Below are 19,907 nucleotides of genomic sequence, written 5' to 3' on the forward strand. Positions count from 1 at the left end.
TATGCTCCTGCATGTGTGTTATTAATCAGTTTAAAAGTTGCGCTGCTATAGGCTAGTGCTGGCGAAAATGTTCGCTATTAACTGCTATTTAAGCGAGTTAACGATTGCCTGTAACGACGCTAATGGATCTGTCGCTTTAGTAATGGGTCTACCGATTACTAAATAATCTGAACCAGCCGCAATTGCTTTTGGTGGCGTCATAACACGGTGCTGATCACCAACATCAGCGCCAACGGGGCGAATGCCGGGAGTGACTAAATTAAAGTCTCCGCCAAATGTTTGTTTTAGCATAGTTGCTTCTTGAGCTGAGCACACTACACCATCTAGGCCTGCTTGCTGTGTTAACGCTGCTAGGCGTTTAACATGTTCTGAAGCTGGCACATTGATCCCTAATAGCGCGAGGTCTTCATCACTCATAGAAGTCAGCACTGTCACGGCGATTAATAATGGCGCATCTTTACCATAATTCCCTAATGCCGTTTTAGCAGCTTGCATCATGGCTAAACCGCCGCTTGCATGGACATTGGTCATCCAAACACCGAGATCGGCAGCTGCTGATACCGCTTTAGCCACAGTGTTAGGGATATCATGGAATTTTAAATCAAGAAATAAATCAAAATCACGGTCATGGATATCTTTAACCAGTTGTGGGCCGAATAAAGTAAACATCTCTTTGCCTACTTTTAAACGACACATAGTAGGATCAAGTTTATCGATTAAAGCAAGCGCCTCATTTTTATTGTCATAATCTAAGGCCACTACAATCGGTTTATCTGCCATGTTCACTCCAGTAATATAAAAAATTAGTTATTCGCCATCTAGCCCTTTTACGCGTTTTATACTTCCCCACTCTTTACATGATGGACAATGCCAGTAAAGGCTGTGTGCAGGGAAACCGCATGAGCTACAACGATAACTAGGACGAAATTTAATTTGTTGTTCTACTAACTTTTCAAGCATTGAAAGACTTTGTTTCGCTTGGCCATCTTCAGCTTGCTTGATATGCAATTGCATTAAATGTTGGAAACCTTTCATTGTTGGATGTCGATACAAATGATCGAGCACCATTTTTTCGGCATTTTCACTAAAGCCTTGCTGAATTTTATGCTGAGCTAACGCAATAATTACTGACGCGCTAGCGCCTTCTTGTAAAGCTTGCTGAAGCAAGGTTTGGTAACCTTCAAGATCGTTACTGTCGCGGTAGACTTGCTTAGCAATACCAATGGCATCAGCAAATAACTCTATATCGGCAAGTTTTAACTCGACTAAGCTTTTTTTACATAGGCTTACTTGGTTAGCATCAAGATATATCTTTGCTAGCGTTAACCAAGCACGGCCACATTTATCATCTAATTTAATGGCTTGTTGGAGATATTTGATTTTTTCAGCGTTTCCAGATTCTTCATCAGCGAGTTGACAATAAAAATGAGCGGTTACATGTTTTAAAACTTGCTGGCGTTTGCGACTTAGGCGTTTAGTAATATTAATGGCGTTTTGCCATTCTTTAGTGACTTGATAAATTGATATTAATGCAGTTTCAGCTTCTTCGCTGTGATCATCTTGACTAACAAGATTAATAAAGATTTCTTCAGCTCTATCGTAAAAGCCGGCGGCTAAATAGTCTTTACCTAACTCCATCATGGCAATATCGCGTTGCTCTGTGGTCAGGCTTGGTCTAGCGATGAGGTTTTGATGTATTCTAATGGAGCGGTCTACTTCACCGCGCTTTCTAAATAATGAACCTAAAGATAAATGGGTATCTATGGTTTCATCGTCAACATCTAGCATGGTAATGAACAAATCAACCGCTTTATCTGATTCATTAGACAACAAAAAATTAAGCCCTGTAAAATAATCACGGCTTAGTTTTTTACTTTGTTGTTTTTGATTCTGTCTTATACTTCTTCGACCCATATACCAGCCATAGCCGGCCGCGATAGGTAATAACAGAAAGAGGATTTCAAGCATATTACGCTACAGTATCCTGTGACATTGGTTGAGATTGTTGTTCTAACAGTTGCTCTGTTAATTGGGCAATTTGCTTTTTGTTTTTTCTTAATATGATTTTGAATTTTAAAATATAATAAGCAGCAAATAACCAGCTTATGACAAAACCACTGAAAAAAACAACAGCGAGTACGACGGGTAAACGATACTGACCTTCTGCAATAAAATAACTTACAGTGACAATTTGTTCATTCTTAGCACCAAAAAGTAAAGCTAGGACAAAGAATAAACCAACAATAACAATGGCAATAAATGATTTCACGTGAGTCTCCATTCAACGTCGCAATATAATTGATTATCCAAGATATTTGCTAAAGTAACCAGCTTTGCAGTGCAATAGATACAAAAAAGCCTCCAAAAGGAGGCTTTTTAATCAAGCGTTAATTAAACATTAACCGCATCGACACGTTCACGCAGTTCTTTGCCTGGCTTAAAGTGCGGTACATATTTGCCTTCCAAGTCAACTGAGGTTCCAGTTTTTGGATTACGACCAACACGTGGTGCACGATAATGAAGAGAAAAACTACCAAAGCCACGGATTTCAATACGATCCCCGCCTTCTAATGTTGTTGCCATTTGCTCCAACATTTCTTTAATAGCACTTTCCACTTCTTTAGCCGACAACTGCGACTGCCCAGTGGCAAGCTTTTCGATCAGTTCGGATTTAGTCATCCTTTACCCTCTATAATCAAGCCAAAACAGTCGCCTAATGGGGAGCGAACTCCCCAAACAACAGGCGATATATTACTTACGAGCTGCCTTGAACGCTTCAGCCATTGCATTACTAATAACAGCATCTTCTTGCTTGTTAATAGTTGCCATAGCTTCTTTCTCATCTGCTTCATCTTTCGCTTTGATAGATAAGCTGATAGAACGATTCTTGCGATCTACGCCCATGAACTTAGATTCAACTTTGTCACCTACAGCGAATACTGTAGATGCGTCTTCGATACGCTCGCGAGAGATATCTGCAACGCGAAGGTAACCTTCAACAGTTTCAGCTAGTTCAATTGTAACGCCTTTAGCGTCAACAGCAGTAACTACACCATTTACAATAGTACCTTTCTTCTTATCTGCCAAGTAGGCATTGAAAGGATCGTCTTCAGTTTGCTTAACGCCTAAGCTGATACGCTCGCGCTCAGGGTCAACTGAAAGTACTACTGCATGGATTTCGTCGCCTTTCTTGTACTCAGAAACAGCGTCTTCGCCAGTTCCGTTCCAAGAAATGTCAGAAAGGTGAACAAGACCATCGATGCCACCGTCAAGACCAATGAAGATACCGAAGTCAGTGATAGACTTGATCTTACCAGAAACTTTATCGCCCTTGTTGAAACGAGTAGCGAAATCATCCCATGGATTAGTCTTACATTGCTTAAGACCTAGAGAAATACGACGACGTTCTTCATCGATGTCTAATACTAGAACTTCAACTTCATCACCTAAGTTAACAACTTTAGATGGGTGAATGTTCTTATTAGTCCAATCCATTTCAGAAACGTGAACAAGACCTTCAACGCCTTCTTCGATTTCAACGAAACAACCGTAGTCAGTTAGGTTAGTTACGCGACCAGTTAAGCGTGTGCTTTCTGGGTAGCGCTTGCTGATTTCTAACCATGGATCTTCGCCAAGTTGCTTAAGACCTAGTGATACGCGTGTACGCTCACGGTCATACTTAAGAACTTTAACGTTGATTTCGTCACCAACATTAACGATTTCAGATGGGTGCTTAACGCGCTTCCAAGCCATATCAGTGATATGTAGAAGACCGTCAACGCCACCTAAGTCTACGAATGCACCGTAGTCAGTAAGGTTCTTAACGATACCTTTAACTGCTTGACCTTCTTGAAGGTTCTCAAGAAGAGCATCACGCTCGGCACTGCTTTCTGATTCGATAACAGCACGACGTGAAACAACAACATTGTTACGCTTCTGGTCAAGTTTGATAACTTTGAATTCTAATTCTTTGTACTCTAGGTGAGCAGTATCGCGAACTGGGCGAACGTCTACTAGAGAACCTGGTAAGAAGGCACGGATACCGTTTAATTCAACAGTGAAACCACCTTTAACTTTACCATTGATGATACCGATTACAGTTTCAGCATCTTCATACGCTTTTTCTAGAACAATCCAAGCTTCGTGACGCTTAGCTTTTTCACGAGATAATTGAGTTTCACCGAAACCGTCTTCAACAGAGTCAAGTGCAACATCAACTTCATCGCCAACAGCGATTTCTAAAACACCTTGAGCGTTTTTGAATTCGTCAGCAGAGATAGGGCTTTCAGACTTAAGACCAGCGTCAACAAGTACAGTACCGTTTTCGATGCGTACTACTACGCCACGTACGATAGAACCAGGACGGAACTCAAGTTCATTTAGGGATTGTTCAAATAGATCAGCAAAAGATTCAGTCATTTTATGATTACTTTCTTTTATAAACCACCATCCATCCTAGATGTGGAGTCAATTAATTGATTTACATCTTCCGTGATATAAATGTTGTTTGATAAATTCTCAGAATTAAGAAATTACCTTAAGTTTTTATTGATGTGTTCAAGCACAAGCTCAAGCACTTCATTAATACCTATGCCACTAGTATCAATAACTAGCGCGTCATCTGCAGGCACTAAAGGTGAGACAGAGCGATTAATATCGCGCTCATCACGCTCAATGATTTCAGATAAAAGGCGATCGATATTAACATCGAAGCCTTTGTCCTGCAACTGTTTATAGCGTCGCTGCGCCCTTTCCTCTGCGGATGCAGTTAGGAATATTTTTGCGGGTGCGTTAGGAAAAACCACTGTTCCCATGTCACGCCCATCGGCGACTAAACCCGGTTCAGTACAAAAAGCGCGTTGTCGTCTCAGTAATGCTTCTCTTACGCGAGGTAAAGCAGCGATTTTAGATGCTGCATTACCACATTCTTGAGTACGAATACTGGTTGAAACGTCTTCACCTTCTAAAATGACTTTTACAAGGTCACTGCCCGCTAAGAACTGCACGTCTAAATGAGAAGCAAGTAAGGTGATCGCCTCTTCATTTTCTAATTCAACATCGTGATGAATGGCTGCAAGGGCTAAAACACGATAGATAGCGCCGCTATCTAGTAAGTGCCATTCAAGTCGCTCAGCGACGAGTTGGCATATGGTCCCTTTTCCTGCACCGCTTGGTCCGTCGATTGTGACTACTGGAGCACGTTCAGACATAAATTCCTCCGAAAAAAACAATCTTCCATGAATATAAAAAGGTTCATCAAAATGAGCGGGCGGCATTGTACAACAATTTACAGCAAAATACTGGAGAAAATTTACGATATTCAATCAAGATCAAATGACGGCAGTATATTGACTGCCGTCATATTTAAGACTTAAACCAAGCGCTTTACTCACCGATACGTGCAAATTCAGTAAAATAGGCTGGGAAGGTTTTAGAGGTGCAATCTGGATCATTAATGGTAATACCGCAATCAGCAAAAGCCAGCATTGAAAAACACATCGCCATTCGGTGATCGTTGTAAGTGTCAATTGCTGCTGTATTTAAAACAGCTGGTGGCGTAACGGTAATATAGTCATGACCCTCGTCAACGGTTGCACCGACTTTACGTAATTCAGTGGCCATTGCTGCAAGACGATCGGTTTCTTTAATGCGCCAGTTGTAAATGTTTGTGATACGTGTGGTGCCTTCGGCAAATAATGCCGCAGTTGCAATGGTCATTGCCGCATCTGGAATGTGATTCATGTCTAAATCAACCGCGGTTAATTTTGCTTGGCGCGCGATAATAAAATCGTCGCCCCACTCGATGTCTGCGCCCATTTTTTCGAGTACATCAGCAAATTTAACATCGCCTTGAATACTGAGTTTACCGACACCGGTCACTTTGACTTCACCGCCTTGAATTGCGCCAGCAGCAAGAAAGTATGAAGCAGAGGATGCATCGCCTTCAACTAGCACTTTACCTGGGGAAACATATTTCTGACCTGTAGGTATTTCAAAACGGCGGTAGTCATGATTGATCACTTCAACACCAAAACGGGCCATTAGTGCGATAGTGATATCAATATATGGTTTAGACACTAACTCACCTTTAATGGTGATATTAACCGTGTCTTTGGTTAATGGCGCTACCATTAACAAAGCTGTGAGGAACTGACTGGATAAATCCCCCGCTATCTCAACATCACCGCCATTTAAACCATTGGCATTAATCGTCAGCGGTGGAAAACCATCATTTTTAAGATAGCTCACTTCAGCACCGAGTTGACGTAGTGCATCAACAAGATCGCCAATAGGACGCTCTTCCATACGTGGTTCGCCCGTTAAGGTGAACTCGCCACTGCCCAGTGTCAATGCCGCGCATAAAGGCCGCATTGCTGTCCCCGCATTACCTAAAAATAAGCTTTGCGCTTGTTCCGCCGTAATAGGCTTACCTAAGCCTTGTAGCTCACATACGGTGTTATTTTCAGATAATTGGTAATCAACGCCTAATTGCTTTAATGATGCCAACATATAGCGAATATCATCTGAATCAAGCAGATTTGTTAGCGTGGTTCTGCCTTCGGCTAAGGTTGCTAATAACAGCGCTCTATTCGAAATACTCTTAGAGCCAGGAATATTGACAACGCCATTTACTTTTTGGATCGGATCAAGACGCAATTGTTTCATTACAAGTTCTTCTTAAATGTCTTCTCCCTGCTACGGAAGAATAAATGTGTATGGGCTAAAGAGAAAATGACGTCTTTGTCAATTTATCTATACGAATTAGATGGTATAAACTTAATAAATTATTCTTGAATACAAATTTACTGATTGCAGCCAATGATTCAAGGGATAACTGAAATTAAATGACAGTTTTACGCTGAACTTGAATTATTTGCGTAAAAAAAGCGCAACTCGGCCATTTTTATGACCCAAACAGCCAACTTCATTAAGCAAATAAATGACTTTTTTGGTAAAAGTGTAAACTTTAAACTAAGTAAAATCTTTATTTTAGGTAGTTTCTAGAAATAGCCATTTCAATCAGTATTTAAACCACGTTATGCTAAACAAAACCCTACTTTTATTTTTAATACTATAAGGTCAATGGCCATGTTTAACGCGTTAACTGCAATGCCTGCAGATCCCATTCTTGGTTTACTTACTCAGTACCGCCAAGACACTCACCCACAGAAGATTGACCTCGGGGTTGGTGTTTACAAAGACCCAATCGGCAATACGCCTATTCTTGATTGTGTAAAGACAGCAGAGCGACTGCGCACTGAGTCTGAAACGACTAAGGTTTATATTGGCCCTACTGGTTCTCCTCAGTTTAATACTTTGATGACAGAACTAGCATTTGGCGAAGCTCACAGTGCATTAATTGCTGACCGTATCCGAACGGTATCAACGCCTGGTGGCACCGGTGCCCTGCGCGTTGCTGCTGAATTTATTAAAAACTGTAATCCTAATGCCGTGTTATGGGTGAGCGATCCAACCTGGGCTAACCATACCGGCTTATTTGAAGCCGCTGGCATCACTGTAAAAACTTACCCATATTATGATTACGATGCGAAAACTCTAAAATTTGATGAAATGAAAGCGGCATTAAATAAGATCGGTAGTAACGATGTGGTACTACTACATGCATGTTGTCATAACCCAAGCGGCATGGATTTAACCAATGCCCAGTGGGATGAAGTCATCAGCATTACCGCTAAGCAAGGTTTTACCCCATTAATTGATATGGCATATCAAGGGTTTGGCGATGGCGTTGATGAAGATGCTTACGGCGTTCGTCAAATGGCCGCTCAAGTTGAAGAAATGATCTTATGTAGTTCATGTTCTAAAAACTTTGGTTTATACCGTGAACGAATTGGTGCTTGTAGCATTATGGCTAAAGATAGTACTAAGGCGAATATTGCTTTTTCTGTACTCTTGTATGTAGTGCGTTGTATTTACTCAATGCCGCCAGCTCATGGCGCTGCCCTTGTTGAAACCATTTTAGGTGACGCACAATTAAAGCAGCAATGGTTAGATGAGTTAACCGTTATGCGCAACCGCATTAATGGCAATCGACAAATGTTGGTCAACAAATTAATAGAACAAGGGGTTAAACAAGATTTCAGCTTTATTGCTAACCAAAAAGGCATGTTCTCTTTCTTAGGGATTAATGCTGAGCAAGTTGAAACCCTTAAAAAAGAACATAGCATTTATATGGTCGGCTCAAGCCGTATGAGTATTGCGGGTATAAGCGAAACAAATGTTGATTACCTTGCAAAATCAATCGCAATAATTCTTTAACTATCTGGTTGTAAGCCAATAATTGCGTTAAAAAAGCGAATAATGACTGCTCATTATTCGCTTTTTATTCTGTATAACTAAAGCTCAACAATGTAACTTGGTATCGCTTTAGCTATGCTGCTTAGCAAAAGCTTGCATAAAGTCAACCAGCGCCTGCACACCCGCTAACGGCATAGCATTGTAAATACTGGCACGCATGCCGCCTACTACTCTATGACCTTTTAAGGCGACCAAGCCTGCGTGCTCAGCTTGGGCTAAAAACTCACTATCTAAGCTACTATCGCTTAATTGGAATGTCACATTCATCCGTGAACGGTTTTGCTTACAAACACCGTTGGTATAAAACGGGTTGTTATCAATACAGTCATACAGCATTTGCGCTTTTTGCTGATTTAATGCTTCCATTGCAGCTACGCCGCCTACTGATGTTAACCAGTCAAACACTTCGGCAGCTAAGTACCAGGCGAACGTGGGTGGCGTATTGAACATCGAGTCATTGGCTTGTGCGATACGGTAATCCATAATCGATGACTGCGGCAAACTGGGTAGCTGCAACATATCATCTCTGACAATCACGATAGACAAGCCTGAAGGGCCGATATTTTTTTGAGCGCCAGCGTAAATCAAACCATACTTACTGACATCGATTTTTCGCGACATAATGGTTGAAGACAAATCAACCACGACTGGCCAAGGACACTCAATTTCATCAAAAATTTCGATGCCATCAACGGTTTCATTGGCGCAAAAGTGCAAATAACGATAATCGTCACTATGCGCGCTAAAGTCAGGCAGCACCACCTGATTTAAACCATCGAAATTTTCAATGATATTGACTTGATCAATGTTGTTTTCACCAACCAGTTTTATCGCTTCTTTTACCGCAGCCGTTGACCATTGGCCATTAACTAAATACAAGGCTTTACCGTTGTCACCTAAGAAATTATTAACAACATTGCTAAATTGACCTCGTCCGCCGCCATGCATAAACAAAACGTGATAGTTTTTTGGAATATCCATCAAGGTACGTAAGGTTTTCTCGGCATGTTGGGTTAACGCCATAAACTCTTTACTACGATGACTAATTTCCATTACGGACACACCCAAGCCATTCCAGTTAATTAATTCTTGCTGCGCTTTTTGCATCACAGCTTGAGGTAACATGGCAGGTCCAGCACAGAAATTATAAATAGCGCTCACAGCATTGTCCTTATATCGTTTTTAGTTAACACATTCATAATGTATCGAATTCTCAGCAGTATATCGCAACTGTTTGGCAGCTAAAATGAAAATTAATCATCAATGCTGATTCTGTCGAGCTTTATTGCTAGTTAATGACAATAAACGACAACGCTATTTTAAAAACTAAGTGCTATTTATCACTAGTAAAGTGAGAAAAATTACACAACAATAGTCATACTAAAGCATTAGGTTATAGTCTCTTTGGAGATTGGCCTTGTGTCAGTGTTAACTAGAATAATAAATACCGTAACGCGGTCATGGATATTTACATGTTTTCAAAATCGGCTTTTATCGTAGGCACGCTTTCTTTAGCAATAAGCACTGTCCTTGTCAGTAAGCCAACACATGCTTCAATTTATAACGGCGTATCTGATAAATTTAAGCAAAAATTTCATCAGCAACTTAAAAAGAACAAAGTCCCGGGCGGTGCGTTTGTTATTGTCGAAGGCGACAAGATTCTAAAGCTCAGTTATTACGGTAAACGCAGCAAAGGTAGCGCTTTAAATGTAAATGCCAATACGGTGTTTCGACTTGCATCTGTATCTAAAACCTTTGCAGGTACTCTGGCCAGTATGTTAGTCCAGGAAAATAAACTTGACTGGCAACAACCGATAAATGCTTATCTTCCAAGCTTTGTATTAGCTGATCCTAAAGCCAGTCAGAAAATTAACCTAGGCCATATTATCGGTCAAAGCACAGGCTTAATGCCAAATAGCTACGATAACTTAGTCAATGCCAATGTAAGCAAGGATAAAATTCTAAATAAGTTTTCAGAAATAACCCCAATGTGCAGGCCTGGCGTTTGCTATAGCTACCAGAATGTAGCCTTTTCATTTATCGAATCTGCCATTGAGCAAAAAAGTGGCCTAAGCTACGAGAACTACATTGAAAAACGCATCTTTAAGCCACTAGAGATGAATAACGCCTCAACAGGCTATACAGCATTTATGGCGGAAAAAAATCGCGCAGAGCCACACATTAAGACTAAATCAGGCTTTAAAAAAGTATCAGTAAAACCAAACTACTATGAACTGGCTCCAGCGGCAGGCGTCAATGCGAGCATTACTGATATGTCCAAGTGGTTAATCGCCAACTTAGGCGAGAAACCTGCTGTACTTTCAAGCGCTGTGATTAATGATGTGACGACGCCAGGCGTTAAAACAACCAAGGAGCTTCGCCGCCGAGATTGGCGTACCTACCTTGATAATGCTTATTACGGCAAAGGATGGCGGGTATATGAGTTTGAAGGCCGGCCATTAATTTATCACGCTGGTTGGGTAGCGGGTTATGTTGCTGAAATTTCCTATTCTCCCGAGCTGAATATCGGCATGGTAATGCTATTGAATGGTGAGTCGAGAGTTATTGCTAAATTGAGTTCTGCTTTTTGGCATGATGTATTTAAACAGCAAAACTAATTCGGACGTCATTATCATCTATAAATGACAAGCAATAAAAAAGGATGCCAATTGGCATCCTTTTTTGTCACTAGAATAACTTATTCGTCATCTTGTGCAGGTGTATCTGTTGCAGGGTTTTCAGCATCAGAAGTAGTTGCAACTACTTCGCCTTCTACTGTTTGACCTTCTGCTTCAGCATCAAGTTCAGATTCATCCATTTGAATTTCTTCGATACGCTGCAAGCCAACGACTTTCTCATCTTCTGCAGTGCGGATAATCGTTACGCCTTGGGTGTTACGACCAATCAACGACACGCCAGCAGATGGTGTACGAACCAAGGTGCCTTTATCACTAATTAGCATAATTTCGTCAGTTTCAGTAACTTGAACTGCGCCTACTACAGCACCATTACGTTCACTTACTTTGATTGAAACCACACCTTTAGTGCCACGGCTCTTAGCTGGATATTCAGCTAAATCAGTACGTTTACCATAACCGTTTTCAGTGACAGTTAGAATATCACCTTCTACTTTCGGAATGATCATCGAAACAACTTTCTGACCATCTTCAAGTTTGATACCACGAACACCTGTTGCTGTACGGCCCATTGGACGAATCGCAATCATGTCTTCACCAGTTTCAGGATCTTTCTTCACTTCACCGGTTTCTGAATCACGTACTTTTTCGTTAAAGCGAACCACTTTACCTTCGTTTGAGAACAACATGATGTCGTTGCTACCGTCAGTAATATCAACACCAATTAGTTGATCGTCGTCTTTAAGGTTAACGGCAATAATACCGTTCGCACGTGGGTTACTGTAAGCCGTTAATGCGGTTTTCTTCACGGTGCCGTGAGCGGTAGCCATAACAATATATTTGTCATCTGCATATTCACGAACAGGTAGAATTGCAGTAATACGCTCACCATCTGACAATGGTAATAAGTTAATGATTGGGCGACCACGAGCGGTACGGCTTGCCAGTGGTAGTTGATAAACTTTCAACCAATACATTTTACCAAAATCAGAGAAACATAAAATCGTATCATGGGTATTGGCAACTAATAGTTTTTCGACGAAATCTTCATCTTTTACTTTAGTAGCAGCTTTACCTTTACCACCGCGGCGCTGAGCTTGATAGTCAGTTAACGGTTGGTACTTGGCGTAACCCATATGAGAAAGTGTTACGACTACATCTTCTTCATTGATTAAGTCTTCTAGACTCATATCAACTTCGTTTTGGTTAATAACAGTACGACGTGGGTCGCCGTATTGCTCAAGCATTTCTTCTAATTCTTCTTTGATCACTTCCATCAAGCGCTCAGGACTACGAAGAATGAATAATAAGCTTGCAATGAACTCAAGTAACTCTTCGTATTCTGAAAGAATCTTCTCGTGCTCTAAACCTGTTAGGCGATGTAAACGTAGCTCAAGAATAGCTTGTGCTTGTTGCTCAGTCAGGAAGTACTTGCCTTCACGGATACCATACTCTGGCTCTAACCATTCAGGTCGAGCAGCATCATCACCGGCTTTTTCAAGCATGCCTTGAACGTTACCAAGATCCCAACCTTGTGCCACTAATTTTACTTTCGCTTCCGCAGGGGTTGGCGATTCTTTAATTAGTGCAATGATTGGATCAATGTTAGCTAATGCAATAGCCAATGCTTCAAGAATATGAGCACGTTCACGGGCTTTACGTAATTCAAATACAGTACGGCGCGTCACCACTTCACGACGGTGAAGAATGAAGCACTCTAGCATTTCTTTCAGGTTAAACAGTTTAGGCTGACCATTGGTCAATGCCACCATGTTAATACCAAAAGAACATTGCATTTGAGTTTGCGCATATAAGTTGTTTAAAACAACTTCACCGACTTCGCCACGTTTGATCTCGATAACGATGCGCATACCGTCTTTATCAGATTCATCACGTAGACCAGTAATACCTTCAATCTTTTTATCTTTAACAAGCTCAGCAATCTTTTCGATCAAGCGGGCTTTGTTAACCTGATATGGGATTTCAGTAACAATAATACGCTCACGGCCATTATTGTCTTCAATTTCAGCTTTTGAGCGCATAATCGCACGGCCACGACCGGTCTTATACGCGTCAATGATCCCTTTACGACCATTAATGCTGGCTGCTGTCGGGAAATCAGGACCTGGGATGTAATCCATTAATTGCTCAATAGATAACTCAGGTTCTTCAATTAATGCTAAACAGCCTTTAATCACTTCTGAAATGTTATGTGGCGGGATATTTGTTGCCATACCAACCGCAATACCAGACGAACCATTAATTAATAATGTTGGTACACGAGTAGGTAAAACCGCTGGGATAAATTCAGTACCATCATAGTTAGGTACAAAATCTACGGTTTCTTTTTCTAAGTCAGCTAATAAAGAATGTGCCAACTTACGCATACGAATTTCGGTATAACGCATCGCCGCTGCTGAATCGCCATCAACAGAACCAAAGTTACCTTGGCCGTCAACGAGCGTGTAACGCATTGAGAATGGTTGTGCCATACGAACAATCGTATCGTACACGGCCGTGTCACCATGTGGGTGATATTTACCAATTACGTCACCAACAACACGAGCTGATTTTTTATAAGGCTTATTGAAGTCGTTTTTCAACTCGTTCATGGCAAATAACACACGACGGTGAACAGGTTTTAACCCATCACGAACGTCAGGTAATGCACGACCTACGATTACACTCATTGCATAATCTAAATATGAATTCTTTAGTTCGTCTTCGATGTTAATTGGCGAAATTGATGATGCCAGATCAGTCATAAACTGCTCGTTCCCCTAAAATTAGCGCACAATAATTATTCCATTTTATTGTGTAGCTCAAAAACGTGATTTGGCATTCTAACACAGATATTTAAAGAGGCTAGACCCTAGAACAAGGAAATATTAACGCGAGGATAAAAGCTGTCAAAAAATCTTTAAATTCAACAATCTCTATTACATTATTTGCGTATTTCATTTTGATAAATTGCCCCATAAAAAACTGATGTCGTTTTTATGGGCAGACATTGAGCAATATTCCGTCAACCAAAGTGAAATCTTGCTTCATCTCACTATGTTTATTCAATCTAATGGTTATAATACCTGCAATAAATACTAATAATTAATGGGTTCTCGACATGTCTAACCAAGAACAAACCACGCCGCAAAATGTAGATCATCAAGAAATAGAAAAATTTGCCCAAATGGCCCAGTCTTGGTGGGATCCTAATGGCAGTTTCAAGCCTTTGCATCAACTTAACCCATTACGCCTTAATTATATCGATCAAACCAGTGGTGGTATTTTTGGTAAGCAAGTATTAGATATCGGTTGTGGTGGTGGTATTTTGTCAGAAAGCATGGCTAAAATTGGTGCCAATGTAACAGGTTTAGACATGGGTGAAGCGCAAATTGAAGTGGCTAAACTGCATGCATTAGAAACTGGCATCGATATCCAATATCAAACCATGACCGCAGAAGAACATGCACAGCAACATCAAGGCTATTATGATGTGGTCACATGCATGGAGATGTTAGAGCACGTCCCTGACCCATTATCAGTGATTAAAGCATGCTGCGATATGATTAAACCTAACGGTTATGTGTTCTTTTCAACCATTAACCGTAACCTGATGTCATATATTCAAGCAATTGTTGGCGCTGAATATGTTTTAAAGATGCTGCCAGTTGGCACGCATGACCACAGTAAGTTCATTAAACCGTCTGAGTTAATCAATTTGGTTGACCAAACAGAGCTTCATTGCCGTGATGCTCTTGGGATAAGCTTTAATCCTTTAACGGGTGTATATAAGTACACGAATAAAGTTGACGTTAATTATATGATCGCCACCCAAAAAGCTGATTAGTATCACATCGTCATCTTTAATAGCCAGCCATAAATAGTAGAACAATATTAAAGTAGTAATACTGCAGTGAATCAGTGACATTACTACTTTAATCCTTCACTTAATTCATAATCGGATTAAGTAATCGCTAATAACTTCAGCACGCTTAGGATAACTATGAACAAGATTAAAGGTGTACTCTTTGATTTAGACGGTACATTAGCTGATACAGCCCCAGATCTTGTCCATGCATTAAATTTAAGTTTGCAAGAGCGCGGTATCGCTAGTAAAAGTATTGATAACTTACGCTCTGCTGCCTCCCATGGTAGTTTGGCGCTTGTAAAAGCCGGTATACCTGAGCTTTCCCATGAGTTACAAATCGAAGTTCAGCAAGCTTTGTTAGTGCATTACCAACGGGTCAATGGTGAAAAAGCATCATTATTTAGCGGTTTTGATGATTTTCTGTTGTTATTAGAGCAACGTGACATCCCTTATGGTGTTGTTACTAATAAACAAGCCCGTTTTACTCGGCCATTGGTTAAGGCCTTAAACATCGAGCACAAACTCACTGCGATTATCAGTGGTGACTCCACCCAGCACTCCAAACCACATACCGCGCCAATGTTACTTGCTGCCCAGCAAATTAATTGCCTGCCACAGGACATCCTATATATAGGTGATGCTGAAAGGGATTTAATTGCCGCCCGTAATGCTGGGATGAAAGGCGCTATCGCATTATGGGGTTATTTGTCAGAGCAAGATAAACCCAATGAATGGCCGAGTGATTTTCAGTTCAGCAAGGTTGCCGACTTACATCAGGCTTTCCTTAACAAATCTTAAATATAAATAGCAAATAATTTTGTTAACAAAACAATCGATCGCCGAATATTGTAGCGATCGAGCTCACGTTTTTTTTCGGCTAAATATTAATCTTAACCAACAAAATATCGTGTATTTTGACCTAGCAGGTTAGCCTTCACTAACATTGGCCACTATACATAAGATATCCACAACTTATTCACTAAATTGCTGCTTGCAAATCGCCCCAAACCTCACTATCTTGTATGTAAGTTTTAATTAAACACCATATCTTGTGTGTGACATCAGAACAAGACACAAGGCTTTTTCTGCTTTGGGTCTTCAAATAACACTCGTATTTCTTGGATATATTACGTTGTTAGTGCTTATGGATGATCAACTTACAAGGGAACGTATTGTGATTTAATGGCGATCGTAAACGAGACGATTAAAAAAGATCCAAAATTTAAATCACGCAAACTATTTTACAATCAAGGCTTTTTTAATGAACAGCAATATGACAGTCACAAAACGCAGTGGCGAACGCGAAACAATCGATTTAGACAAAATTCATCGCGTTATCGAGTGGGCAGCTAAAGGATTGAAAAACGTTTCAGTCTCAGAAGTTGAATTACGTTCTCATCTACAATTCTTTGACGGTATTCCAACTGAAGCAATCCACGAAACCATTATTAAAGCAGCAGCAGACTTAATCTCACCAGAAGCGCCTGATTATCAATTCCTCGCTGCAAGACTTGCTGTTTTTCATTTACGTAAAAAAGCTTTTGGCCAATTTGAGCCACCGAAGTTAGTTGATCAAGTCACTCGCTTGGTTGAACTTGGCAAATACGATAAGCATATTTTAGAAGATTACACGTCAGAAGAATTAACCATTTTAGATGGTTATATTGACCACTGGCGCGATATGAACTTTTCTTATGCTGCAGTTAAACAGCTTGAAGGCAAATACCTAGTTCAAAACCGCGTCACTAACGAAATTTATGAAAGTGCTCAGTTCCTGTATATTTTAGTGGCAGCTTGTTTATTTGCGCGTTACCCAAAAGACACCCGTTTAGATTACATCAAACGTTTTTATGACGCGGCTTCAACATTTAAGATTTCTTTACCAACCCCAATCATGGCAGGTGTACGTACTCCGACACGTCAATTTAGCTCATGTGTATTAATTGAATGTGACGACAGCCTTGACTCTATCAATGCGACCGCATCTTCAATTGTAAAATACGTTAGTCAACGCGCAGGTATTGGGATCAATGCCGGTCGTATCCGTGCATTAGGTAGCCCTATTCGCGGTGGAGAAGCATTCCATACCGGTTGCTTACCATTTTACAAATACTTTCAAACAGCGGTTAAATCGTGCTCTCAAGGCGGCGTACGTGGTGGTGCAGCTACCCTATTCTACCCGTTATGGCATTTAGAAGTTGAATCGTTACTGGTACTTAAAAATAACCGTGGTGTTGAAGACAACCGTGTTCGCCATCTTGATTACGGTGTACAGCTAAACAAATTGATGTACCAACGTTTAATCAAAGGTCAAAACATCAGCCTATTCAGCCCATCTGATGTGCCAGGTTTATACGACGCTTTCTTCGCTGATCAAGACGAATTTGAACGTCTATACCTTCAGTATGAAGCTGACTTAAGCATTCGTCGTAAAGAGATTAAAGCAGTTGAATTATTTTCATTGATGATGCAAGAGCGTGCATCAACAGGCCGAATCTACATTCAAAATGTTGATCACTGCAATACTCACAGCCCATTTGATCCGCAAGTTGCGCCAATTAAGCAATCAAACCTTTGTTTAGAAATCGCCTTGCCAACTAAACCGTTGAAGAATATTGATGATCCAAATGGTGAAATTGCCCTTTGTACATTATCAGCATTAAACCTTGGTGCTATCAAAGATTTATCAGAGCTAGAACCATTAGCTGACTTAGCAGTACGTGCATTAGATAACTTGCTTGATTATCAAGATTACCCAATCATTTCAGCGCAACTTGGTTCTATGAATCGTCGTACTCTAGGCATAGGTGTGATTAACTTCGCTAATTACCTTGCTAAGAATGGCATGAAATATTCTGATGGCTCAGGTAATAACTTGACCCATAAAACCTTTGAAGCAATTCAATTTTACTTATTGAAAGCATCAAACAATTTAGCAAAAGAGCAAGGCGCATGTCCTTTGTTCAATGAAACAACGTACGCTCAAGGTATTTTACCCATTGATACCTATAAACGTGACTTGGATAAAATTTGTGACGAGCCATTACACATGGATTGGGAAGGTTTACGTGCCGATATTAAACAGCACGGCCTGCGTAACTCCACTCTTTCGGCATTAATGCCGTCTGAAACATCATCGCAAATTTCTAATGCAACCAATGGCATTGAACCACCACGTGGCCTGATCAGTGTTAAAGCCAGTAAAGATGGTCAATTAAAGCAAGTTGTACCTGACTTTGATGAACTTAAAGATAAGTATGAATTACTTTGGAATATGCCAAATAATGAGGGTTACTTACAGTTAGTCGCTTTGATGCAGAAGTTTGTGGACCAAGCAATCTCATCAAATACCAATTACGACCCGACACGATTTGATAATCAAAAAGTGCCTATGCAAACCTTACTGAAAGATTTGCTCACCGCTTATAAGCTTGGGGTTAAGACCCTTTACTATCACAACACCCGTGATGGTGCATCGGATCAGTTTGATGACATCACTGTCGTTGAAAAAGAAGACGATGGTTGTGCAAGCGGCGCTTGTAAGATTTAATCACTAATTAGCATATAAACGCGGGGAGTTTTCCCCGCTTTTTTGGGATATAAAAATGGCTTACTCTACTTTCTGTCAAACTCCGAACAACCCAATGTATGAACCTATGTTCATGGGACAACCCGTTAACGTTGCACGTTACGATCAACAAAAATATGAAGTGTTCGAAAAGTTAATTGAAAAACAATTATCCTTTTTCTGGCGTCCGGAAGAAGTAGATGTAAGTAAAGATAAAATCGATTATCAAAGTTTACCTGAGCATGAAAAGCATATTTTTATCTCAAACCTCAAATACCAAACCTTACTTGATTCAATTCAAGGCCGCTCACCAAACGTAGCATTATTGCCATTAGTGTCGTTACCTGAGCTTGAAACTTGGATTGAAACTTGGTCTTTCTCTGAAACTATTCACTCTCGTTCATATACCCATATTATTCGTAATATTGTTAATGATCCTTCAGTAGTTTTTGATGACATCGTCGTCAACCAAGAAATCTTAAAACGGGCCGGTGATATCGCTCAATATTATGATGACTTGATTGAATTAACCCAAGTGATGAATCTACACGGACAAGGCACGCACCTCATCAACGGTAAAGAAATTACTGTTAATAGCCGTATTCTTAAAAAATCATTGTATTTATGCATGATGTCAGTCAACGCATTAGAAGCAATTCGTTTTTATGTTAGCTTTGCATGTTCATTTGCTTTTGCTGAACGTAACTTAATGGAAGGCAATGCAAAAATTATTCGTTTGATTGCCCGTGATGAAGCATTACACCTTAATAGTACTCAGCATATTTTAAATATTATGCAAGGTGGAAAAGACGATCCTGAAATGGGTGAAATTGCGGCTGAATGTGAGCAAGAAGCCTATGACATCTTTTATAAAGCTGCAGAACAAGAAAAGCAGTGGGCACAGTACTTATTTAAAGACGGTTCAATGATTGGCTTAAATGAACAGATTTTATGTCAGTACGTTGAATATATTACTAACCAGCGCATGAAAGCGGTTAATTTAAAACAGCCTTATGCTGAGCAAACTAATCCACTTCCTTGGATGAAAAACTGGCTTGAAAGTGATGCGGTACAAGTTGCCCCACAAGAAGTAGAAGTCTCTTCTTACTTAGTAGGACAAATTGATTCAGCTGTTGATAGTGATGAGTTTTTAGATTTTGACCTATAATAGACATTTAAAAAAAGCCCCCATTGTTAGCTTAAATGGGGAACCTGTGTTGCTGTTTAATCAACAGCAACACACGCTTTTAGAAGTATTAGAAATAAAAAAAGTCAACGTCTTCTCTGAATGTCGACGTGGTTTTTGTGGTGCCTGTAAAACCAAAATCATTAGTGGTAAGGTGAGCTATATCACTGAGCCACTTGTTGAGTTAGAAGCTGATGAATGCCTGCCATGTTGCTGCGTACCCGATAGCAATATTGATTTAGATCTCACCACAGATGAACCCAGTAATATTTACGTTCAACAACGCAGACATTTATTAGTGACTGAGTAATATCACTAATTAACGCTAAG

16 protein-coding genes are annotated in these 19,907 nt (G+C 40.3%); 7 read left to right on the top strand and 9 right to left on the bottom strand.

Translation table 11 applies throughout. The features are described from left to right. Window positions 1-84: 84 nt before the first annotated feature. From pyrF to aroA, 7 genes are all read right to left on the bottom strand, one after another. Complete coding sequence (gene pyrF / locus Q4546_RS09735; RefSeq protein WP_102439827.1) at window positions 85-780, bottom strand: orotidine-5'-phosphate decarboxylase; 696 nt, start codon at window positions 778-780, stop codon at window positions 85-87. A gap of 27 nt (window positions 781-807) precedes the next feature. Next, window positions 808-1,968 (bottom strand): lipopolysaccharide assembly protein LapB, encoded by a 1,161-nt coding sequence (gene lapB, locus Q4546_RS09740; RefSeq protein WP_102476829.1) that lies wholly within the window; start codon window positions 1,966-1,968, stop codon window positions 808-810. A 1-nt stretch (window position 1,969) separates the two neighbouring features. Continuing rightward, on the bottom strand, window positions 1,970-2,269 hold the full coding sequence (locus Q4546_RS09745; protein WP_102439825.1) for a LapA family protein: 300 nt from the start codon (window positions 2,267-2,269) through the stop codon (window positions 1,970-1,972). A gap of 122 nt (window positions 2,270-2,391) precedes the next feature. Further along, window positions 2,392-2,679: an integration host factor subunit beta gene (gene ihfB / locus Q4546_RS09750; RefSeq protein ID WP_076536501.1), complete on the bottom strand. Its 288-nt coding sequence runs from the start codon at window positions 2,677-2,679 to the stop codon at window positions 2,392-2,394. A gap of 72 nt (window positions 2,680-2,751) precedes the next feature. After that, window positions 2,752-4,440 carry a 30S ribosomal protein S1 gene (gene rpsA, locus Q4546_RS09755; RefSeq protein ID WP_277869102.1) on the bottom strand — a complete coding sequence of 563 codons (1,689 nt, stop codon included), beginning with the start codon at window positions 4,438-4,440 and terminating at the stop codon, window positions 2,752-2,754. Between the two features lie 92 nt (window positions 4,441-4,532). Next, a complete protein-coding gene (gene cmk / locus Q4546_RS09760) occupies window positions 4,533-5,210 on the bottom strand; it encodes a (d)CMP kinase (RefSeq protein ID WP_102439823.1) in 678 nt (225 codons plus the stop codon). Between the two features lie 175 nt (window positions 5,211-5,385). Beyond that, complete coding sequence (gene aroA / locus Q4546_RS09765) at window positions 5,386-6,666, bottom strand: 3-phosphoshikimate 1-carboxyvinyltransferase (protein WP_102439822.1); 1,281 nt, start codon at window positions 6,664-6,666, stop codon at window positions 5,386-5,388. 423 nt (window positions 6,667-7,089) lie between these two features. Between aroA and Q4546_RS09770 the strand changes: the two genes are divergently transcribed. Further along, a complete protein-coding gene (locus Q4546_RS09770; RefSeq protein WP_303446184.1) occupies window positions 7,090-8,280 on the top strand; it encodes an amino acid aminotransferase in 1,191 nt (396 codons plus the stop codon). A gap of 108 nt (window positions 8,281-8,388) precedes the next feature. On the opposite strand, the gene serC is transcribed toward Q4546_RS09770, so the two are convergent. Continuing rightward, window positions 8,389-9,480, bottom strand: coding sequence for a 3-phosphoserine/phosphohydroxythreonine transaminase (gene serC, locus Q4546_RS09775; protein ID WP_303446185.1), 1,092 nt, complete (start codon window positions 9,478-9,480; stop codon window positions 8,389-8,391). A 311-nt stretch (window positions 9,481-9,791) separates the two neighbouring features. Between serC and Q4546_RS09780 the strand changes: the two genes are divergently transcribed. Then, on the top strand, window positions 9,792-10,937 hold the full coding sequence (locus Q4546_RS09780; protein ID WP_102476835.1) for a serine hydrolase: 1,146 nt from the start codon (window positions 9,792-9,794) through the stop codon (window positions 10,935-10,937). 80 nt (window positions 10,938-11,017) lie between these two features. On the opposite strand, the gene gyrA is transcribed toward Q4546_RS09780, so the two are convergent. Further along, on the bottom strand, window positions 11,018-13,720 hold the full coding sequence (gene gyrA, locus Q4546_RS09785; RefSeq protein WP_102439818.1) for a DNA gyrase subunit A: 2,703 nt from the start codon (window positions 13,718-13,720) through the stop codon (window positions 11,018-11,020). A 356-nt stretch (window positions 13,721-14,076) separates the two neighbouring features. Between gyrA and ubiG the strand changes: the two genes are divergently transcribed. The 5 genes from ubiG to yfaE all read left to right on the top strand — a co-directional run bounded on the left by ubiG (window position 14,077) and on the right by yfaE (window position 19,887). Next, window positions 14,077-14,802 carry a bifunctional 2-polyprenyl-6-hydroxyphenol methylase/3-demethylubiquinol 3-O-methyltransferase UbiG gene (ubiG, locus tag Q4546_RS09790; protein ID WP_102439817.1) on the top strand — a complete coding sequence of 242 codons (726 nt, stop codon included), beginning with the start codon at window positions 14,077-14,079 and terminating at the stop codon, window positions 14,800-14,802. A 150-nt stretch (window positions 14,803-14,952) separates the two neighbouring features. Then, the gene (locus Q4546_RS09795; protein WP_102476836.1) at window positions 14,953-15,621 is read left to right on the top strand and encodes an HAD family hydrolase; all 669 of its coding nucleotides are present in this window, start codon (window positions 14,953-14,955) and stop codon (window positions 15,619-15,621) included. A gap of 463 nt (window positions 15,622-16,084) precedes the next feature. Continuing rightward, window positions 16,085-18,373: a class 1a ribonucleoside-diphosphate reductase subunit alpha gene (gene nrdA, locus Q4546_RS09800; RefSeq protein ID WP_102476837.1), complete on the top strand. Its 2,289-nt coding sequence runs from the start codon at window positions 16,085-16,087 to the stop codon at window positions 18,371-18,373. A gap of 55 nt (window positions 18,374-18,428) precedes the next feature. Continuing rightward, on the top strand, window positions 18,429-19,559 hold the full coding sequence (gene nrdB / locus Q4546_RS09805; protein ID WP_102439814.1) for a class Ia ribonucleoside-diphosphate reductase subunit beta: 1,131 nt from the start codon (window positions 18,429-18,431) through the stop codon (window positions 19,557-19,559). Then, window positions 19,549-19,887, top strand: a complete 339-nt coding sequence (yfaE, locus tag Q4546_RS09810; protein WP_102476838.1) for a class I ribonucleotide reductase maintenance protein YfaE — start codon at window positions 19,549-19,551, stop codon at window positions 19,885-19,887. The genes nrdB and yfaE overlap by 11 nt, the downstream gene beginning before the upstream one ends. Window positions 19,888-19,907 lie beyond the last annotated feature (20 nt).

Origin of the sequence: Shewanella sp. 4_MG-2023 (genome assembly GCF_030548015.1) — a bacterium.
GTDB lineage: Bacteria > Pseudomonadota > Gammaproteobacteria > Enterobacterales > Shewanellaceae > Shewanella.